This is a genomic window from Polaromonas sp., from assembly GCF_030689685.1.
Lineage (GTDB): Bacteria > Pseudomonadota > Gammaproteobacteria > Burkholderiales > Burkholderiaceae_C > Polaromonas.
In genome coordinates, this window is record NZ_JAUYEY010000001.1 from 14,721 (window position 1) to 30,774 (window position 16,054).

Annotated in this window: 15 protein-coding genes; 4 read left to right on the plus strand and 11 right to left on the minus strand. The window is 62.0% G+C overall.

Annotated elements, in window-relative coordinates; all coding sequences use genetic code 11:
* Positions 1-20: 20 nt before the first annotated feature.
* Complete coding sequence (locus tag Q8O29_RS00095) at positions 21-2,927, plus strand: valine--tRNA ligase (RefSeq protein WP_305560023.1); 2,907 nt, start codon at positions 21-23, stop codon at positions 2,925-2,927.
* Positions 2,928-3,051: 124 nt separating this feature from the next.
* Here the strand turns inward: Q8O29_RS00095 and Q8O29_RS00100 are convergent, their stop codons facing one another.
* Positions 3,052-4,068, minus strand: a complete 1,017-nt coding sequence (locus Q8O29_RS00100) for a D-isomer specific 2-hydroxyacid dehydrogenase family protein (RefSeq protein WP_305560024.1) — start codon at positions 4,066-4,068, stop codon at positions 3,052-3,054.
* A gap of 123 nt (positions 4,069-4,191) precedes the next feature.
* Between Q8O29_RS00100 and galU the strand changes: the two genes are divergently transcribed.
* Positions 4,192-5,070 (plus strand): UTP--glucose-1-phosphate uridylyltransferase GalU, encoded by an 879-nt coding sequence (gene galU / locus Q8O29_RS00105; RefSeq protein ID WP_305560025.1) that lies wholly within the window; start codon positions 4,192-4,194, stop codon positions 5,068-5,070.
* 228 nt (positions 5,071-5,298) lie between these two features.
* Here galU and Q8O29_RS00110 read toward each other — a convergent pair whose 3' ends face one another.
* The 4 genes from Q8O29_RS00110 to Q8O29_RS00125 all read right to left on the minus strand — a co-directional run bounded on the left by Q8O29_RS00110 (position 5,299) and on the right by Q8O29_RS00125 (position 8,514).
* Positions 5,299-5,526: a sulfurtransferase TusA family protein gene (locus tag Q8O29_RS00110; protein ID WP_305560026.1), complete on the minus strand. Its 228-nt coding sequence runs from the start codon at positions 5,524-5,526 to the stop codon at positions 5,299-5,301.
* Between the two features lie 282 nt (positions 5,527-5,808).
* Positions 5,809-6,381, minus strand: coding sequence for a hypothetical protein (locus tag Q8O29_RS00115; RefSeq protein ID WP_305560027.1), 573 nt, complete (start codon positions 6,379-6,381; stop codon positions 5,809-5,811).
* Between the two features lie 104 nt (positions 6,382-6,485).
* Positions 6,486-6,707 (minus strand): CsbD family protein, encoded by a 222-nt coding sequence (locus Q8O29_RS00120; protein ID WP_305560028.1) that lies wholly within the window; start codon positions 6,705-6,707, stop codon positions 6,486-6,488.
* 196 nt (positions 6,708-6,903) lie between these two features.
* Positions 6,904-8,514 carry an iron ABC transporter permease gene (locus tag Q8O29_RS00125; RefSeq protein ID WP_305560029.1) on the minus strand — a complete coding sequence of 537 codons (1,611 nt, stop codon included), beginning with the start codon at positions 8,512-8,514 and terminating at the stop codon, positions 6,904-6,906.
* 126 nt (positions 8,515-8,640) lie between these two features.
* Here Q8O29_RS00125 and Q8O29_RS00130 point away from each other — a divergent pair, with 126 nt between their 5' ends.
* A complete protein-coding gene (locus Q8O29_RS00130) occupies positions 8,641-9,705 on the plus strand; it encodes an ABC transporter ATP-binding protein (RefSeq protein ID WP_305560030.1) in 1,065 nt (354 codons plus the stop codon).
* A 20-nt stretch (positions 9,706-9,725) separates the two neighbouring features.
* Here Q8O29_RS00130 and Q8O29_RS00135 read toward each other — a convergent pair whose 3' ends face one another.
* From Q8O29_RS00135 to Q8O29_RS00160, 6 genes are read right to left on the minus strand one after another with little or no spacing between them, the layout of a single operon-like run.
* A complete protein-coding gene (locus tag Q8O29_RS00135) occupies positions 9,726-10,469 on the minus strand; it encodes a 1-acyl-sn-glycerol-3-phosphate acyltransferase (RefSeq protein WP_305560031.1) in 744 nt (247 codons plus the stop codon).
* Positions 10,470-10,473: 4 nt separating this feature from the next.
* Positions 10,474-11,766 carry a dihydroorotase gene (locus Q8O29_RS00140; protein ID WP_305560032.1) on the minus strand — a complete coding sequence of 431 codons (1,293 nt, stop codon included), beginning with the start codon at positions 11,764-11,766 and terminating at the stop codon, positions 10,474-10,476.
* Entirely contained in the window at positions 11,763-12,725 is a 963-nt protein-coding gene (locus tag Q8O29_RS00145; protein WP_305560033.1) for an aspartate carbamoyltransferase catalytic subunit, read from the minus strand. The genes Q8O29_RS00140 and Q8O29_RS00145 overlap by 4 nt, the downstream gene beginning before the upstream one ends.
* A gap of 40 nt (positions 12,726-12,765) precedes the next feature.
* Positions 12,766-13,278 (minus strand): bifunctional pyr operon transcriptional regulator/uracil phosphoribosyltransferase PyrR, encoded by a 513-nt coding sequence (gene pyrR / locus Q8O29_RS00150; RefSeq protein WP_305560034.1) that lies wholly within the window; start codon positions 13,276-13,278, stop codon positions 12,766-12,768.
* Complete coding sequence (ruvX, locus tag Q8O29_RS00155) at positions 13,275-13,691, minus strand: Holliday junction resolvase RuvX (protein WP_305560035.1); 417 nt, start codon at positions 13,689-13,691, stop codon at positions 13,275-13,277. The genes pyrR and ruvX overlap by 4 nt, the downstream gene beginning before the upstream one ends.
* Positions 13,688-14,275 (minus strand): YqgE/AlgH family protein, encoded by a 588-nt coding sequence (locus tag Q8O29_RS00160; protein ID WP_305560036.1) that lies wholly within the window; start codon positions 14,273-14,275, stop codon positions 13,688-13,690. Before Q8O29_RS00160 ends, ruvX begins: the two co-directional genes overlap by 4 nt.
* Before the next feature lie 113 nt (positions 14,276-14,388).
* Here Q8O29_RS00160 and Q8O29_RS00165 point away from each other — a divergent pair, with 113 nt between their 5' ends.
* Entirely contained in the window at positions 14,389-15,867 is a 1,479-nt protein-coding gene (locus tag Q8O29_RS00165) for a deoxyribodipyrimidine photo-lyase (protein WP_305560037.1), read from the plus strand.
* Positions 15,868-16,054 lie beyond the last annotated feature (187 nt).

Below are 16,054 nucleotides of genomic sequence, written 5' to 3' on the forward strand. Positions count from 1 at the left end.
GCCGTTTTTCATTGCCGCCCATGACCGACGCCGCCCAGCCCCTGCCCACCCCACCCGCCGCCGAGACCGCGACCGCGCGGGTGTCTGTCCCCACGCCGGGGCTGGACAGTCTGGCCAAGTCGTTTGAACCCGCCGCGATAGAGCGCCAGTGGGCGCCGCTGTGGGAAGCCAGCGGCATGTACGAGCCCACGCTGGACGCGGCCAAGCCGTCTTTTTCCATCCAGCTGCCGCCGCCCAATGTGACCGGCACGCTGCACATGGGCCACGCTTTCAATCAGACCATCATGGACTCGCTGACGCGTTACCACCGCATGCGCGGCCATAACACGCTGTGGGTGCCGGGCACTGACCACGCCGGCATCGCGACGCAGATCGTCGTTGAACGCAAGCTGCAGGGCGAAGGTAAAAGCCGGCATGACCTGGGCCGTGAAAAGTTTGCCGAGAAGGTCTGGGAGTGGAAGCAAGAGTCCGGCACCACCATCACGCGCCAGATGCGCCGCATGGGTGACTCGGTGGCCTGGAAACACGAGTACTTCACGATGGACCAGAAGATGTCCAAGGTGGTCACTTCGACCTTTGTGCAGCTCTATGAGCAGGGCCTGATCTACCGCGGTAAACGGCTGGTCAACTGGGACCCGATTCTCAAGTCGGCGGTGTCGGACCTGGAAGTTGAAAGCGAAGAGGAAGATGGTTTTCTCTGGCATATCTCGTACCCGCTGATAGACGGCTCGGGTTCGCTCACCGTGGCCACCACCCGCCCGGAAACCATGCTGGGCGACGTGGCCCTCATGGTCCACCCGGAGGACGAACGTTATAAACACCTGGTGGGCAGGCTCGTGAAGCTGCCGCTGTGCGACCGTGACATCCCGGTGATTGCGGACGATTATGTGGACAAGGATTTCGGCACCGGCGTGGTCAAGGTCACGCCAGCCCACGATACCAATGACTACGCGGTCGGCCAGCGGCACCAGTTGCCGATCATCGGTGTGCTCACGCTGGACGCAGCCATCAACGACAACGCGCCCGAAAAATACCGCGGCATGGACCGCTTCGTGGCGCGCAAGGCGGTGGTGGCCGACCTTGAAGCCCAGGGGTTTCTGGTCGAAGTCAAAAAACACAAGCTCATGGTGCCGCGCTGCGCTCGCACAGGCCAGGTGATAGAGCCCATGCTGACCGACCAGTGGTTTGTAGCGATGACCAAGATCAGCGACCAGGACCCGACGGGCAAGTCAATTGCGCAAAAAGCCATTGACGCTGTGGAGAGCGGCGCTGTGAAATTTGTACCCGAGCAGTGGGTCAACACCTACAACCAGTGGATGGGCAACATCCAGGACTGGTGCATCTCGCGCCAGCTCTGGTGGGGCCATCAGATTCCGGCGTGGTACGACGAAGACGGCAAGGTGTACGTCGCCGACAGCGAAGCGGCGGCGCAGGCTCAGGCGCCCGGCAAAGCCCTGACGCGCGACCCCGATGTGCTCGACACCTGGTACTCGTCGGCGCTGGTGCCCTTCTCCTCGCTGGGCTGGCCGGAAAAGACCAAAGAGCTCGATCTCTTCCTGCCGTCCAGCGTGCTGGTCACCGGTTACGACATCATCTTCTTCTGGGTTGCCCGGATGATCATGATGACCACGCACTTCACCGGCCAAGTGCCCTTTCACCACGTCTACATCCACGGCCTGGTCAAGGATGCGCAGGGCAAAAAGATGAGCAAGTCCGAAGGCAATGTCCTCGATCCCGTGGACCTGATCGACGGCATAGCACTGGCGCCGCTGCTGGACAAGCGCTCACTGGGCCTGCGCAAGCCGGAGACCGCGCCGCAAGTACGCAAGAACACCGAAAAAGAGTTTCCCGCTGGCATTCCGGCCTATGGCGCCGACGCCCTGCGTTTCACCTTCGCCTCGCTGGCCAGCCTGGGCCGCAGCATCAACTTCGACAGCAAACGCTGCGAGGGTTACCGCAACTTCTGCAACAAGCTCTGGAACGCCACGCGTTTCACGCTGATGAACTGCGAAGGCCAGGACTGCGGGCTGGCGGAACACACCAAAGAGCAGTGCGCGCCGGGCGCCGAGTTCCACAACTACCTGACGTTTTCGCAGGCCGACCGCTGGATTGCCTCCACCCTGCAGCGCGTTGAAGCCGACGTCGCCAAAGGGTTTGCCGACTACCGGCTGGACAACGTCGCCGGCAGCATCTACCAGTTTGTCTGGGACGAGTTCTGTGACTGGTACCTGGAAATCGCCAAGGTGCAGATCCAGACCGGCACACCGGCCCAGCAGCGCGCCACCCGCCGCACGCTGATCCGCACGCTGGAAGCCATCCTGCGGCTGGCGCACCCGGTGCTGCCTTTCATCACCGAAGAACTCTGGCAAATCGTGGCGCCGGTGGCCGGCCTGAAAAAAGGCAAGTACGTCGGCCAGGCCGCTTACCCGCAAAGCCAGCCCGGCAAGATTGATGCGCAGGCCGAGGCGCATGTGGCCAAGCTCAAGACCCTGGTCGACGCCTGCCGCAACCTGCGCGGCGAAATGAAAGTCTCACCGGCCACCCGCCTGCCGCTGTTTGTGGTCGGCGACCAGGCCTTCATGACGCAATCTGCGCCCGTCATCAAGGCGCTGGCCAAGCTCAGCGAGGTCCGGGTGTTTGACAGCGAGTCCGACTGGGCCAAAGCGGCTGAAGCCGCGCCTGTGGCCGTGGTCGGGGAAGCGAAAGTCTGCCTGCACATGGAAGTCGACGTCGCCGCTGAAAAGCTCCGGCTCGGCAAGGAAGCCACGCGGTTGGAGGGTGAACTCGTCAAGGTTCAGGCCAAACTGGCCAATGAAGCCTTTGTGGCCAAGGTACCGCCGGCGGTGTTGGAGCAGGAGCGCAAGCGACTGACGGACTACACAGCCACACTTGAAAAAATCCGCGCCCAACTGACGCGTTTGAATTGAGCGCCTCCGAGCTCGAGGACTCTTAAATCCAGCAGGGGCTGCGGGTCCGGCTCCGCCGGCCCGCAGGCGCAGCGCCCCTGCGGGGGGCAGCGAGTACACGAAGTGACGAGCGTGGGGGCTCTATTTACCGGATGGAGTATTCCTGCTCGCCCCATTGCGAAGGAGACACCGCGCCGGGCAATTCCATGTCCATGGGGGCGCTGGGCACGTAGCCCACGCCGCGCTGCTCGGCCGTGAGGGCTTCGTGCATGCGGTGCGCCACATACCAGCTCGAACGCAAGCGCGCCTCCCGCGTGTGTGAGCCGAGCCGAGGCGTGATAAACAGGTTTTTCAGCCCATGCAAAGGTGAAGCTTCACCTGTGAAATTGTCCTCGGCACCGTCCAGAATGCAGGCCTCAATGCGACCATCACACAGGGCAGCCGCAAGGGCCTTCTCGTCAAACAGCGCGCTGCGGCTGATGCCCACCCACAACTGGCCGCGTTTGCAGGCTGCCAGCAGTTTGTCGTTCACAAACCCGCGAAAACGCGTGGCATACAGCATCTGCACCGACACCGCATCCGCCTGGCTCATGAGTTCGGTCAACGTGACGGGCTGGATGCGCAAACGCTCCCAGATCGGCGCGGTGTGGTGGACGGCGGGGTCGTATCCGATCAGCCGCACACCGAGGCTGGTGAGCATGCCGGCCAGGGTGTGAGCGGTTGGCGCCAGGCCCAGAATGCCGACGGTGCTGCCATGTAATTCGCGGCCCATCTGGGCTGTGGGGTGGCGTTTTCCCATCAGTGCCGACACCAGGCCGCGCCGGTACAGCAGCAGCAGGCTGCTCAGCAAATATTCGGCATTGGAGCGTACATTGGCGCTGCTGGCATGAATCACCTTGATGCCGCGCTCTTTGCAGGCTTCCAAGTCGGTGTTGTCGGTGCCGACATGCAAGCGACCGACAGCTTTGAGCTTGGGCAAAAAATCAAGAAAGTCGCGGGTTACCACAGTCTGGCGGGGAAACACAATGCCGCGGGTCTTGTACGCCGCTTTACGCAGCAGGACCAGATCATCCGCGAGTTCAGGGCGGTATTCCACGCTGTGACGGGATTCGAGCCAGGTCATGGCTTCAGGCACCAACGCATCAAGAAGTAAGATGTCCACCCTAGTATCCTTTTTTCTTTTCAACACGCCATTTGGTAGGTTCCGACACCCGTTCGGGTTCTCGTCCGACGCCAAAATTGTATTAACTACGCAACACTTTAGACCTTTAACTTTTAAAAGTCGATGCAAAAAGTCACACTGAAAAAGGCCGTATTCCCGGTCGCGGGTTTGGGCACACGGTTTTTGCCGGCCACCAAAGCCCAACCCAAGGAAATGCTGCCAGTGGTGGACAAACCCCTCATCCAATACGCGGTGGAAGAGGCCTATGCGGCGGGCATTCGCCACATGATTTTTGTCACTGGACGCAATAAACGGGCCATCGAAGATCACTTCGATACCGCGTATGAGCTGGAAACCGAGCTGGAGGCCGCCGGCAAGCAGCAATTGCTGGAATTGGTGCGCTCCATGAACCCCAGTGACATGGACTTTTCTTATGTGCGTCAGCCGCGCTCCCTGGGCCTCGGTCACGCGGTGCTGTGCGCCGAACACCTGATCGGCAACGAGCCTTTTGCCGTGCTGCTGGCCGACGACCTGATGGTTGGCACGCCACCGGTGCTGGCCCAAATGGCCGCTCAATTTGAACAACTACAGCAATCGGTGCTGGCGGTGCAGGAAGTGCCTCTGGAACACACCCGACGCTACGGCATCGTCGCAGGTGAGGCCGTGAACACGCAATTAATGAAGATCAGCCAGATGGTGGAGAAACCGGCGCCCGAACTGGCGCCTTCCCGCATGGCTGTGGCCGGACGTTACATCCTGACGCCAGCGGTGTTTCGCCACATCCGCAACCAGCCCACGGGTGTCGGCGGAGAAATCCAGCTCACCGACGGTATTGCCGGTCTGATGGCAGAGGAAACGGTTTACGCCTACCAGTACGAAGGCAAGCGTTATGACTGCGGCAGCAAGGAAGGGTTTCTGGAAGCCACGGTGGAGCTTGCCCTGCAGCACGCCGAAGTTGGCGAGCACTTTCGCAATTACCTGAAAAACTTGCAAGTTCTCTGACAGCCCACGCTCTTGGCGCGTGCTGCCAAGAGCGCGGAGCAGACCCCCTTCAAGCAGGGGCCGCGGAACCGGCTTTGCCGGGCCGCCGGCGCCGCCCCCCGAGGGGCTGGAGCCTGCGGCTCCAAAGCTGCTTGAGCAGCTTTGGACAGGCGACAGAAGCGAAACCTCTGGTGAGCGGCGGCCTGCAAGGCCTCGCGCATGACACGCACTGAAAAGCGTGGGGGCTATTCAGCGCCGCTTGAGCACGTGAATAAAGTCGCCGCCTTCGCTTTGCTGAGCCACCAGTTCGTTGCCGGTCTGCTTGGCAAACGCCATGAAGTCCCGCGTGGAGCCTGCGTCGGTAGACACCACACGCAGCAACTGGCCACTGTTCATCTCGGCGAGCGCTTTTTTGGCCTTCAGGATAGGCAGCGGGCAATTGAGGCCCCGGGTGTCGAGTTCTTTGTCGATGTGCATCGTGTGTCCTTGATGGCCACTATTTTAAGCAAATCCGCAAAGTGTCGTTTGCACAAGCGCCTCGCAAGCACGCGCGCGGCGGGCACATCTGCCAAACAAGAAGCGCCCGTGAACATCATCTTTGCCGTTTTTCCCATTAGCAATAACGAAGCTGCTATAAAATTAGTAGCTATCTACGCATAGTGGCTATGGGGTAGAGGCATATTTCATTCATAAAAAGAAAATCCCGAGCTTGCTGGGAAAACCCGGGACCGTTGATCCATGCGCCGCAGCGCACCTGGCTTACTTCATGCCGAACTTGAGCTTGGCATCGTTCTGGCAACCGTCCTTGGCAGCGCCGGCCATGGTGTCGCAGCGCTCTCTGGCGGCTTTGTACAGGGCTTCGTTCTTGTCGGCATTGGCGTCCTTGCGGGCATCGGCCATGTTGTCGGCCTTGTCCTTGTTGGCCTCGGCGCTGGCTTTGCTGACTTTGGCGTCGGCCTTGGCGGTGGTTTGGGCCGCCTTGGCATCTTTCACGCAAACGTCCTTGGCATTGCCGGCAAGATCGTCACATTTTTCCTTGGCGATGTCATAAGCAGCGTTCGCTTTGGCATCACGGATTTTTTTGTCCTGGCTGGGGCTGGGCTTGTATTGGGCCTCCAGTTCGGCCTTGGCTACTTTTTCCATGCCCTTGGCTTCTGCCTGGCAAATGTCCTTGGCATTGGCGCTCAGAGAAGTGCATTTGTCCTTGCCAGCCTTGAAGTCGGCTTCGACGCGGTCTTTTTTTACTTTGTATTCTTCCTTGGTCAACGCCATGGCGTTGCCGGCAAAGGCACAGGAGACGGCGAAGGTGAGGATGGCGAGCTTGGTTTTCATTCTTGATTCCTTGGGATGTTACGGGTGATGCGAAGATTGTGGAACGGGGTGCGGAGGTCAATTCATGCGTCGCTGATCGACGCGGCGACGCAGCAGCGTTCGACTCAATAACGCTCAAAAAAACCGGTGGGATTACGCTCCTGGAAGGACGCAAGCTGTTTTTCAGCTTCTTCTTTGGCCAGGCCGTGGCGTTCCTGGATACGGCCGAGCAACTGGTCACGCTTGCCCGCAATGATGTCAAGATCGTCATCCGTGAGCTTGCCCCACTGCTCTTTGACCGTGCCCTTGAACTGCGTCCAGCTCCCCTCAACTTGATCCTTGTTCATGATGACCTCCTGAAAGTGATTTAAGTCGTTGAAGTCGCTTGCCAAGCGGCATGGCGACGAAGAACCCTCACGTTAGGGACGAGGCTTCATGGCATGGGTAGGCAGACGCAAAGAATGGGCGTAGGCGTGTGCCTACACCCGGTGGGCGCTCGCCGACTGCCAGCGCGCGCGGCACTAAACCCAGGTCCGTGCAGGATTATTTTGTGCGCAGTGTGCGGCCCAGCAACAGCACCGGCAGCAAACCCACCAGCACCAGCGTGAGGGCTGGCAGTGCCGCTTCACCAAGGCGCTCATCACGCGCGAGCTGGTAAGTCACCACGGCCAGTGTGTCGCTGTTAAAGGGGCGCAGCACCAGCGTGGCGGGCAGCTCCTTCATCACATCGACAAAAACAAGCAAGGCCGCGACCCCGACGGAGCGCTGGAGCAAAGGCCAGTGCACTTTGGCCAGCAAGGCGGCGCCAGTGACGCCCAGCATGCGCGCGCTGTCGTCAAAACTGACGGGGATACGCGAGTAACCGCTTTGCACGGACTGAAAAGCCACCGCCGTAAAGCGCACCAGGTAGGCCCAGACAATGCCCAACACCGTCGCGGTGACCCAGTAACCCACTGCGGTCTGCGGCGCAGTGGCCTGCAACCAGCCGACCGGCAGCAGCAGACCCACCACAATCACCGCGCCCGGCACGGCATAACCCAGACTGGCCAATTGCGCGGCGGCGCGTGTCAACACATGGGGCCGAAGGCGCAAGGCCAGGCTCAAACCCAAAGCCATGGCCGTGGCCAGCGCGGCGCTCAGGCCGGCCAGCCCCACGCTGTTGATGGACCAGCCTACAAACTGCCGCCACGGCAACTCCCCCCAACCTGCCACCAGTGGCCGCAGCATGAACAGCACCGGCAGTATGAAGCCCAAAGCGATGGGCACAGCGCACACTGCCCACGCCAGAGCTGCCCGCATGCCCCGCAAACGGGTGGGTGCAGCGTCAGCAGCGCCAGCGCCCGCCCTGCGGCTACCGGCAAAACGCATGCGCTTTTGCGCCTGGTTTTCGATCCTGAGCAACACCGCCACCACCAGCAGCAAGGCTGTCGCCAGTTGGGCTGCGGCCAGCCGGTTGTCCATGGCCAGCCAGGCCTTGTAGATGCCTGCGGTAAACGTCTGGATACCAAAGTAGCTGGAGACGCCGAAGTCGGCCAGCGTTTCCATCAGTGCCAGCGCCACCCCGGCCGCCACCGCCGGACGGGCCAGCGGCAAGGCCACTTCACGAATGCGGCGCCGCAGCGGCGCGCCAAGCAGCCGGGCCGCTTCCATCAGGTGCACCGCGCGCTCGGACAGCGCGGTCCGCGCCAGCAAATACACATAGGGATACAGGGTGACCGTAAAAATCAGCACCGCACCGCCCAGACTGCGTATCTCTGGCAGCAGACGGCCTTGCAGGCCGAAGCCGGCGCGCAGCCAGCTTTGCAACGGTCCGGCATATTGCAGAAAGTCGGTATAGGCATAAGCCACCACATAAGCCGGCATCGCCAGCGGCAACAGCAGCGCCCACGCAAAAGTCCGCCGGCCGGGAAACTCGAACAGCGTCACGGCACTGGCAGTTGCCACGCCGACCAGCGCCACGCCAGCCGCCACGGCCAGACACAGCAGCAGCGAGGTGAAGGCGTATTCAGGCAACACCGTTCGCAGCATCTCCTGCAGGATCGGCAGCGATATGCCATCGAGCGTGACCCATGACAACATCACCGCCAGAACCGGCAGCGTGAGCACGGCGGTCAGCACAAACAGCAGGGCAGGCAAGACGAAACGAGGAAACATGAAGTCCAGAAAAAAAACAAAATACCGGTCACCGGCCAGCGCCACTGGTCGCGGCAAGAAGAGCGTGCCGCACGACGCCCACTCAAAGAGTGCAAATGAGAATTGTAAGCATCTACAATTGCAAGCATGTTTTTGGATATTTCCCATCTGGTGGTGCATTACGCTGGCCGGTCCCGCCCGGCTGTCAATGGCGTGTCGCTGGGCTTGCTGGCAGGCGAGATCGGTGTGCTGATTGGACCGTCCGGCTGCGGAAAAACCACCTTGCTGCGCGCCGTCGCCGGACTGGAAAAGGCCCAGTCCGGCAACATCTCGCTGGCGCAGGAACCGGTCAGCAGCGGCGCAGTTCATGTGCCGGCGGAACAGCGCCGCATTGGCATGGTGTTTCAGGATTACGCCCTGTTCCCGCACCTGGACGTGGGCCGCAATGTGGCTTTCGGCCTGGCCCACCTGCGGCCAGCGGAGCGCCAGCAGCGCATCAGCGAGGTGCTGGACATGGTCGGTCTGGGCAACGCGCAACGCCGTTACCCGCATGAACTGTCGGGGGGCCAGCAACAACGTGTGGCGCTGGCACGCGCCCTTGCGCCCAGGCCGCGCCTGCTTTTGCTCGACGAACCTTTTTCAAACCTGGATGTGGATCTGCGCGAGCGTCTGGCGCATGAGGTGCGCGGCATCCTGAAGCTCGCCGGCGCCACCGCGCTGCTGGTCACCCACGACCAGCTCGAAGCCTTTGCCATCGGTGACCGCATCGGCGTGATGCACGACGGCCAGTTGCACCAGTGGGACGATGCTTACGCACTCTACCACCGGCCGGCGACGCGTTTTGTGGCCGACTTCATCGGCCACGGGGTGTTCACCCGAGCCCAGATCATCCAGCAAGGCGACAACGTGGTGGTGCATACCGCGCTGGGCGACCTGAGCGATGTGCTGGAGTGCCCTTTGCCGGGCGCCTACCCGGACGGCGTGTGCGACGTGCTGCTGCGCGCCGATGACATCGTGCATGACGATGCGGCGCCGGTCAAAGCACAGATTGTGCGCAAGGCGTTTCGCGGCTCGGAGTTTTTATACACGCTCCAACTCAGGACCGGTGAAACCGTGATGGCACATGTGCCCTCGCACCATGACCATGCCCTTGGCGAATGGATAGGCATTCGCGCCGAGGTCGATCATGTGGTGACCTTTCAGCGCGAATAAGCCTTTCCAGGAAACTGGCTTCAAAGCCTTTCGCGCAGCAGGCGTGCGACCTCTGCCTGAAGATTAGCTGCCCAGGCCCTGCGGTCCCGGCCATCGGCGCGCTGGGGCTCACCGACCGTCACTTCGGCGCGCAGATTCGCGACACACAAGGTTTCCCAGATCGACACAAAAATCGAATCGTCGTCAATGTAGCGCGGTGCGAAGCTGGTTTGCCCGGTGTCCGCGTCAACAAAATACAGGGCCACCGGCTGCACCGGCACATCGGCAGAAATGGCGGCCTGCAGCAAGTTGGCATGAAACGGTTTCATGACCAATCCGTCGCCCGTGGTGCCTTCAGGAAAAACCGCCAGCACCTCTCCAAGCTGCAGCCGTTCGACCATGTGGTGCACGACGCGATGGGCATCGCGTCGCGACTCGCGCTCGATGTACAAGGTTCCCGCGCCGCCGGCCAGGGTGCCGACCAGTGGCCAGTGCCTGATGTCAGCCTTGGACACAAAGCGGCAATAACGCGAGGCATGCAACACCACGATGTCCAGCCAGGACAGGTGGTTGGCCACCAGCAGCGCCGGGCCCTGGGCCACAGGCAGACCCTGGAGCGCCAGCTTGATGCCCACGCCGCGCAGCATGGCCTGGGCCCAGGCGTGCACCCGCGCTTCCTTCTCATGCTGTGCCAGCCGGGGAAAGCGAAAAGCAATGGTCCAGATGCCGCCTGCAATGTGGGACAAGGCCCACAACAGCCGCCAGACGGCCCGGGCTTGTCGCACGCGCTCAGGCCCCGTAGGCGAGTTGGCCGCCCACCAGCGTCCAGCGCACGCGGGCCGGCAACTGGTAGCCTGCAAACGGCGTGTGTTTGCCCTGGCTACGCAGCGCGTCCGGCTGGACCGTCCATTCCGACTGAGCGTCAAACACACAGATATCGGCCACGCTGCCAGCGGCCAGTTGACCCACACTGGCCTGCAACGTGCCTAACGCGCTGCCAAGCACGCGGGCCGGCTCGCTGGTGAGCACCGCCAGCGCGCGCTGCAGGCCCACGCCGCTGTCCTGGCCCCACTTGCAGGCCAGGCCCAGCAACAGTTCCAACCCGGTCGCGCCCGGCTCAGCCTCAGCAAAAGGCAGGGTCTTGGCGTCGGCTTCGACCGGGGTGTGGTCCGACACCAGCGCATCGATGGTGCCGTCCAGCAGGCCCTGACGCAGCGCATCGCGGTCACGCTGCTGGCGCAGCGGCGGGTTCAGGCGCATGCGGCTGTCAAAGTAACCGATGTCGGTATCGGTCAGGTGCAGGCTGTTGATGCTGACATCGGCCGTCACCGCCAGGCCTTCGGCCTTGGCGCGGGCCAGCAGAGCGACACCTGCAGCGCTGCTGATGCGGCAAATGTGCACACGTGCGCCAGTGGCACGCATCAGTTCGAACAGGGTGTGCAACGCAATTGTTTCGGCCGCTACCGGCACGCCGCTCAGGCCCAGCCGCGTCGCGAGTGCGCCGCTGGCGGCCACGCCGCCGCCCAGCCAGCTGTCCTGCGGCCGCAGCCAGACCGTGTAGCCGAAGCTGGCAGCGTATTGCAGCGCACGCAGCAGCACCTGGGTGTTGGCCAGTGGAACATCGGCCTGGCTGAAACCGACACAGCCCGCTTCGGTCAGCTCCACCATTTCCGTCAGGGCCTCCCCTTTGAGCGCGCGCGTCAGCGCGCCCAGCGGAAACACGCGCGACTGATGCAGTTTCTCGGCACGGAACTTCAGCATCTCAACCAGGCCGGGTTCGTCAAGCACCGGGTCGGTGTCCGGCGGGCAGACCAGGCTGGTCACGCCGCCGGCCACCGCCGCAGCGAGTTCGCTTTCGAGCATGCCCTCATGCTCGTAACCCGGTTCGCGCAGGCGTGCGGACAAATCGATCAGGCCCGGCGCCACAACGCAACCGGCGGCATCGATGGTTTTGTTCGGCGTGAAATCTGCCGGCGTGCCCTTGAGCGAGACGATGCGCCCAGCGGTGATCGCCACATCTCCCACCGCGTCATGGCCCGATGCCGGGTCAATCACCCGGCCGTTTTTAATAAGTATCCTCATGCTTCGTTCCCGGCAACCATACTCATCACCGCCATGCGAACGGCGATGCCGAAGGTGACCTGGGGCAGGATCACGCTTTGCGGGCCGTCCACCACGGCCGAGTCAATCTCGACACCCCGATTGATCGGGCCGGGGTGCATGACGATGGCATCCGGTTTGGCTAGCTGCAGTTTCTCGTTGGTCAGGCCAAAGCTCTTGAAAAACTCCTGGCTGCTCGGCAGCAGCGCGCCCGACATGCGTTCGTTCTGCAGCCTGAGCATGATGATGACGTCGGCGTCCCGGATGCCCTCTTCCAGCGTGTGGCAGACCCGCACGCCCATCTGCGCCATGTCGGCAGGCACCAGGGTCTTGGGGCCGACCACACGCACCTCGGGACAACCGAGCGTCGTGAGTGCGTGAATGTCGGAGCGCGCGACGCGGGAGTGCAGCACGTCACCGACGATGGCCACCGTCAGTTGGCTGAAGTCCTTCTTGTAGTGGCGGATGGTGTACATGTCCAGCAAGCCCTGGGTGGGATGCGCGTGGCGGCCGTCGCCGGCGTTGATCACATGCACATGAGGGGCCACATGCTGCGCGATCAGGTAGGGCGCACCCGATTCGCTGTGGCGCACCACAAACAGGTCGGCGGCCATCGCGCTCAGGTTGGAGATGGTGTCAAGCAGGGACTCGCCCTTGGAGGCCGATGAGCGCGCGATGTCGAGATTGATCACATCGGCCGACAGCCGCGTGGCGGCGATCTCGAAGGTGGTGCGGGTGCGGGTTGAGTTTTCAAAGAAGAGATTGAAAACACTCTTGCCGCGCAGCAGGGGCACCTTCTTGACCTCGCGGTCGCTGACGCTGACAAAGCTGGCGGCAGTGTCCAGGATTTGCGTCAGTGTGGCTTTTGGCAAACCCTCAATCGACAACAAATGGACCAGTTCGCCGTTTTTGTTGAGCTGTGGATTTCGTCGATACAGCATGGTCAGGCCTTGCGCGCGGTCAGGCCGCCAGTAAAGGGGTTCATGGGGTCGCTCCTTGCACCTGGAAAATGAAATGGCCATCGTCGCTGCGGGCCAGGGCCAGCGACTGCGCTGCCGGCAGGGCCACGCGCGCTGCAGCAAAATCGGCCTGGATCGGCAACTCGCGTCCGCCGCGGTCCACCAGCACCACCAGCTTGACACTGGCCGGCCGGCCATAGTCGAACAACTCGTTAAGCACCGCACGTATCGTCCGCCCGGTGTAAAGCACGTCGTCGAGCACGATCAGGTCGGCGCCATTGACGTCAAAGGGCAGCACGGTCTGGCCGCTGGCGGACAGGCCGCGCCGCGCAAAATCGTCGCGGTGCATCGCCGACGACAAGCTGCCGGCCGCGTCCGCCAGGGCCAGGTCGGTGCGCAGCCGTTCGGCCAGCCAGACGCCGCCGGACGCAACACCGACCAGGCGGGGCACGCGATCATAGGTCGCCAGAAGCTGCTGCATGGCGCGAAGCACTTCGCGGTACAGGGCTTCGGCGTCCAGGGTCAGGCTGCTCATGAAAGACTCCTTAAAAACTGCTCGAGAATTATGCAGGCAGACGCCGCATCCGCATCGCCGGCGCCCTGGGACAGGGCTTCGGTGGTGCTGTAGCGCTCATCAACCTCAAAGACCTGCAATCCAAAACGTCCGCGAAGCCGACGCGCAAACTTCAGGGCCCGTGCAGTGTTGTCATGGCTGGCGCCATCGGGGTGGAAAGGGATTCCCACCACCAAGGCATCGGGCTGCCATTCCTTTATCTTCAAGGCGATGACTGCGAAACGGGCGTCACCTTCGGCGGCGATGCTGCCCTGCGGCGTCGCGGTGCACGTGAGCCGGTTACCGGTGGCCACGCCGGTGCGCTTGAGGCCGAAATCGAAAGCGAGAAATGTTTGCAGATTGGCAGCCATGACAGGCGAGGCCAATGTACTCATGCGTGGCCGGCCTCGGGCGACAGCATCCAGCTCTGCAAACCCAGCAGCAGCAAGGCCTTGTCATAACGCTGATCGACCGGGGTGTCGAAAATCAGCGACAGGTCGGCTTCGACGGTCAGCCAGCTATTTTCCGAAATCTCGGACTCCAACTGGCCCTCGCCCCAGGAGGAATATCCCAGCGAGACAAACACCTTGCGCGGTCCGGCACCGTTAGACAAGGCTTCCAGCACGTCCCGGGAGGTCGTCATTTCAAGTCCACCTGGAATGGTCATGGTTGAGGCGTACACCGACTCGCTGCCCGCCAGCATGCATTCATGCAGCACAAAACCACGCTCGGTCTGCACCGGGCCGCCCTGAAAAACCGGGGACCCGGTCAGGTCGTCGCGCCGCAAGGGTAAGGCGACCTTGTCGAAGAGGTTTTTTAGGTTAATGTCGCTGGGCTTGTTGATCACCAGCCCCAGCGCGCCTCGATCGCTGTGCTCGCACATATAGACCACACTTTTGGCAAAAGCCTCGTCGTCCAGGCCGGGCATGGCAATCAGGAAGTGGTGGGTAAGATTGATCGGTGCAGAATCCATGGCCATGCCGCGATTTTACGCGCAGGGCGCTTTGACCGGCAGAAAAATCGGCCTGCAACACCCGAATCCCGACGATCAGCCTGCAAACTTCGCCATACGGCAAGGTAAAGCCTCCGAACATGAGCAAACAATACGACACAGGCCTGATGTGGTTCCGCCGGGACCTGCGCTGCCAGGACAACGCGGCGCTGTACCACGCGCTGAAAGCATGTCGCCAGGTCTTTTGCGTGTTCGTGCTGGACCAGGGCATCCTCGACGCCCTGCCCCGTGCCGACCGCCGTGTCGAATTCATCCGGGAATCGTTGGTCGATCTTGCCGGGCAGTTGCAGCAACTGGCGAGTCAACATGGCATCGCCGAGGCCGGTCTGGTCACGCTGCACGGCCGGGCCGGTCAGGCCCTGCCGGAGCTGGCCCGGGCGCTTTCCATCAACGCCGTCTTTGCCAACCACGACGATGAGCCGCAGTCGCTGGTACGGGACCAGCAGGTCGCCGAGGCCCTGGCGGCGTCCGGCATGGCTTTTCATAACTTCAAAGACCATGTGATTTTTGAACGCCAGGAAGTGCTGACGCAGACCGGCAAGCCCTACAGCGTGTTCACACCGTATAAAAACGCCTGGCTCAAAAAAGTGGATGCGTTTTACCTGCGCGCCTATCCGGTGGAAAACCACAGCGCGGCGCTGGCACCAGTTCCGGTGGCGTGGCGCGCAACCGTGCCAGAATTGGCTGCTTTCGGGTTTGAGCCGACCAATCTTGCGGAACTGAAAATTCCGGCTGGCAGCGCTGGCGGCAGGCTGCTATTTAGTGAATTTGTAGCGCGCATGGACCAATACCACGTCACCCGCAATTTCCCGGCCGTCAAAGGACCGAGTTACCTGGGCGTCCATCTGCGCTTCGGCACGGTATCCATTCGCGAGCTGGCTGCCACCGCCCTGCGTATGCAGCAAGGCGGCAGCGAGGGCGCCGCAGTCTGGCTCAGTGAGTTGATCTGGCGCGACTTTTACGCGCAGATCCTGAGCAACTTCCCGCATGTGGCCACGGCCTCCTTCAAGCCGGAGTATGACGCCATACAGTGGGAGCAGGGACCGCACGCCCAGGCACTTTTCCAGGCCTGGTGTGAAGGGCGTACCGGCTACCCGCTGGTTGACGCCGCAATGGCTCAGATCAACCAGACCGGTTACATGCACAACCGGCTGCGCATGGTCACCGCATGTTTTCTGGTGAAGGACCTGGGCATCGACTGGCGCTGGGGCGAGGCTTATTTCGCTACACACCTCAACGATTTTGATTTGTCGGCCAACAACGGAGGTTGGCAGTGGGCATCCAGCAGCGGCTGCGACGCACAGCCCTATTTCCGGATCTTCAACCCGGTGACGCAAAGCGAAAAGTTTGATGCCGACGGCAAGTTCATCCGCAAATACCTGCCTCAACTAGCGAAGCTCAGCGGGAAGGTCATACACAGCCCCTGGCTGGCTGGCCCCGTCGAACTGGCGGCAGCAAGTGTGGAACTGGGCAGAGACTACCCGCTTCCGGTGGTGAACCACCCACAGGCGCGCGAACTGACGCTGCTGCGCTACGCACCCGTGAAAAAATTCAGCTGATTATTGTTGCTATATTTTTTATAGCTATTTACGCTTACTGGTAAAGGGCTAGGAGTCTGGGCGGCAGAAGGCGTCGAAGCGAAAAGTGGCCCCGGCGAGGACAGTTTTTGCCGGGTTTGCAGCCTCATAGCCGTAGCTATGGGGCAAAAAGCCGGTGAAAAATGGACCGTCGCGGCCGCTTTGCAGC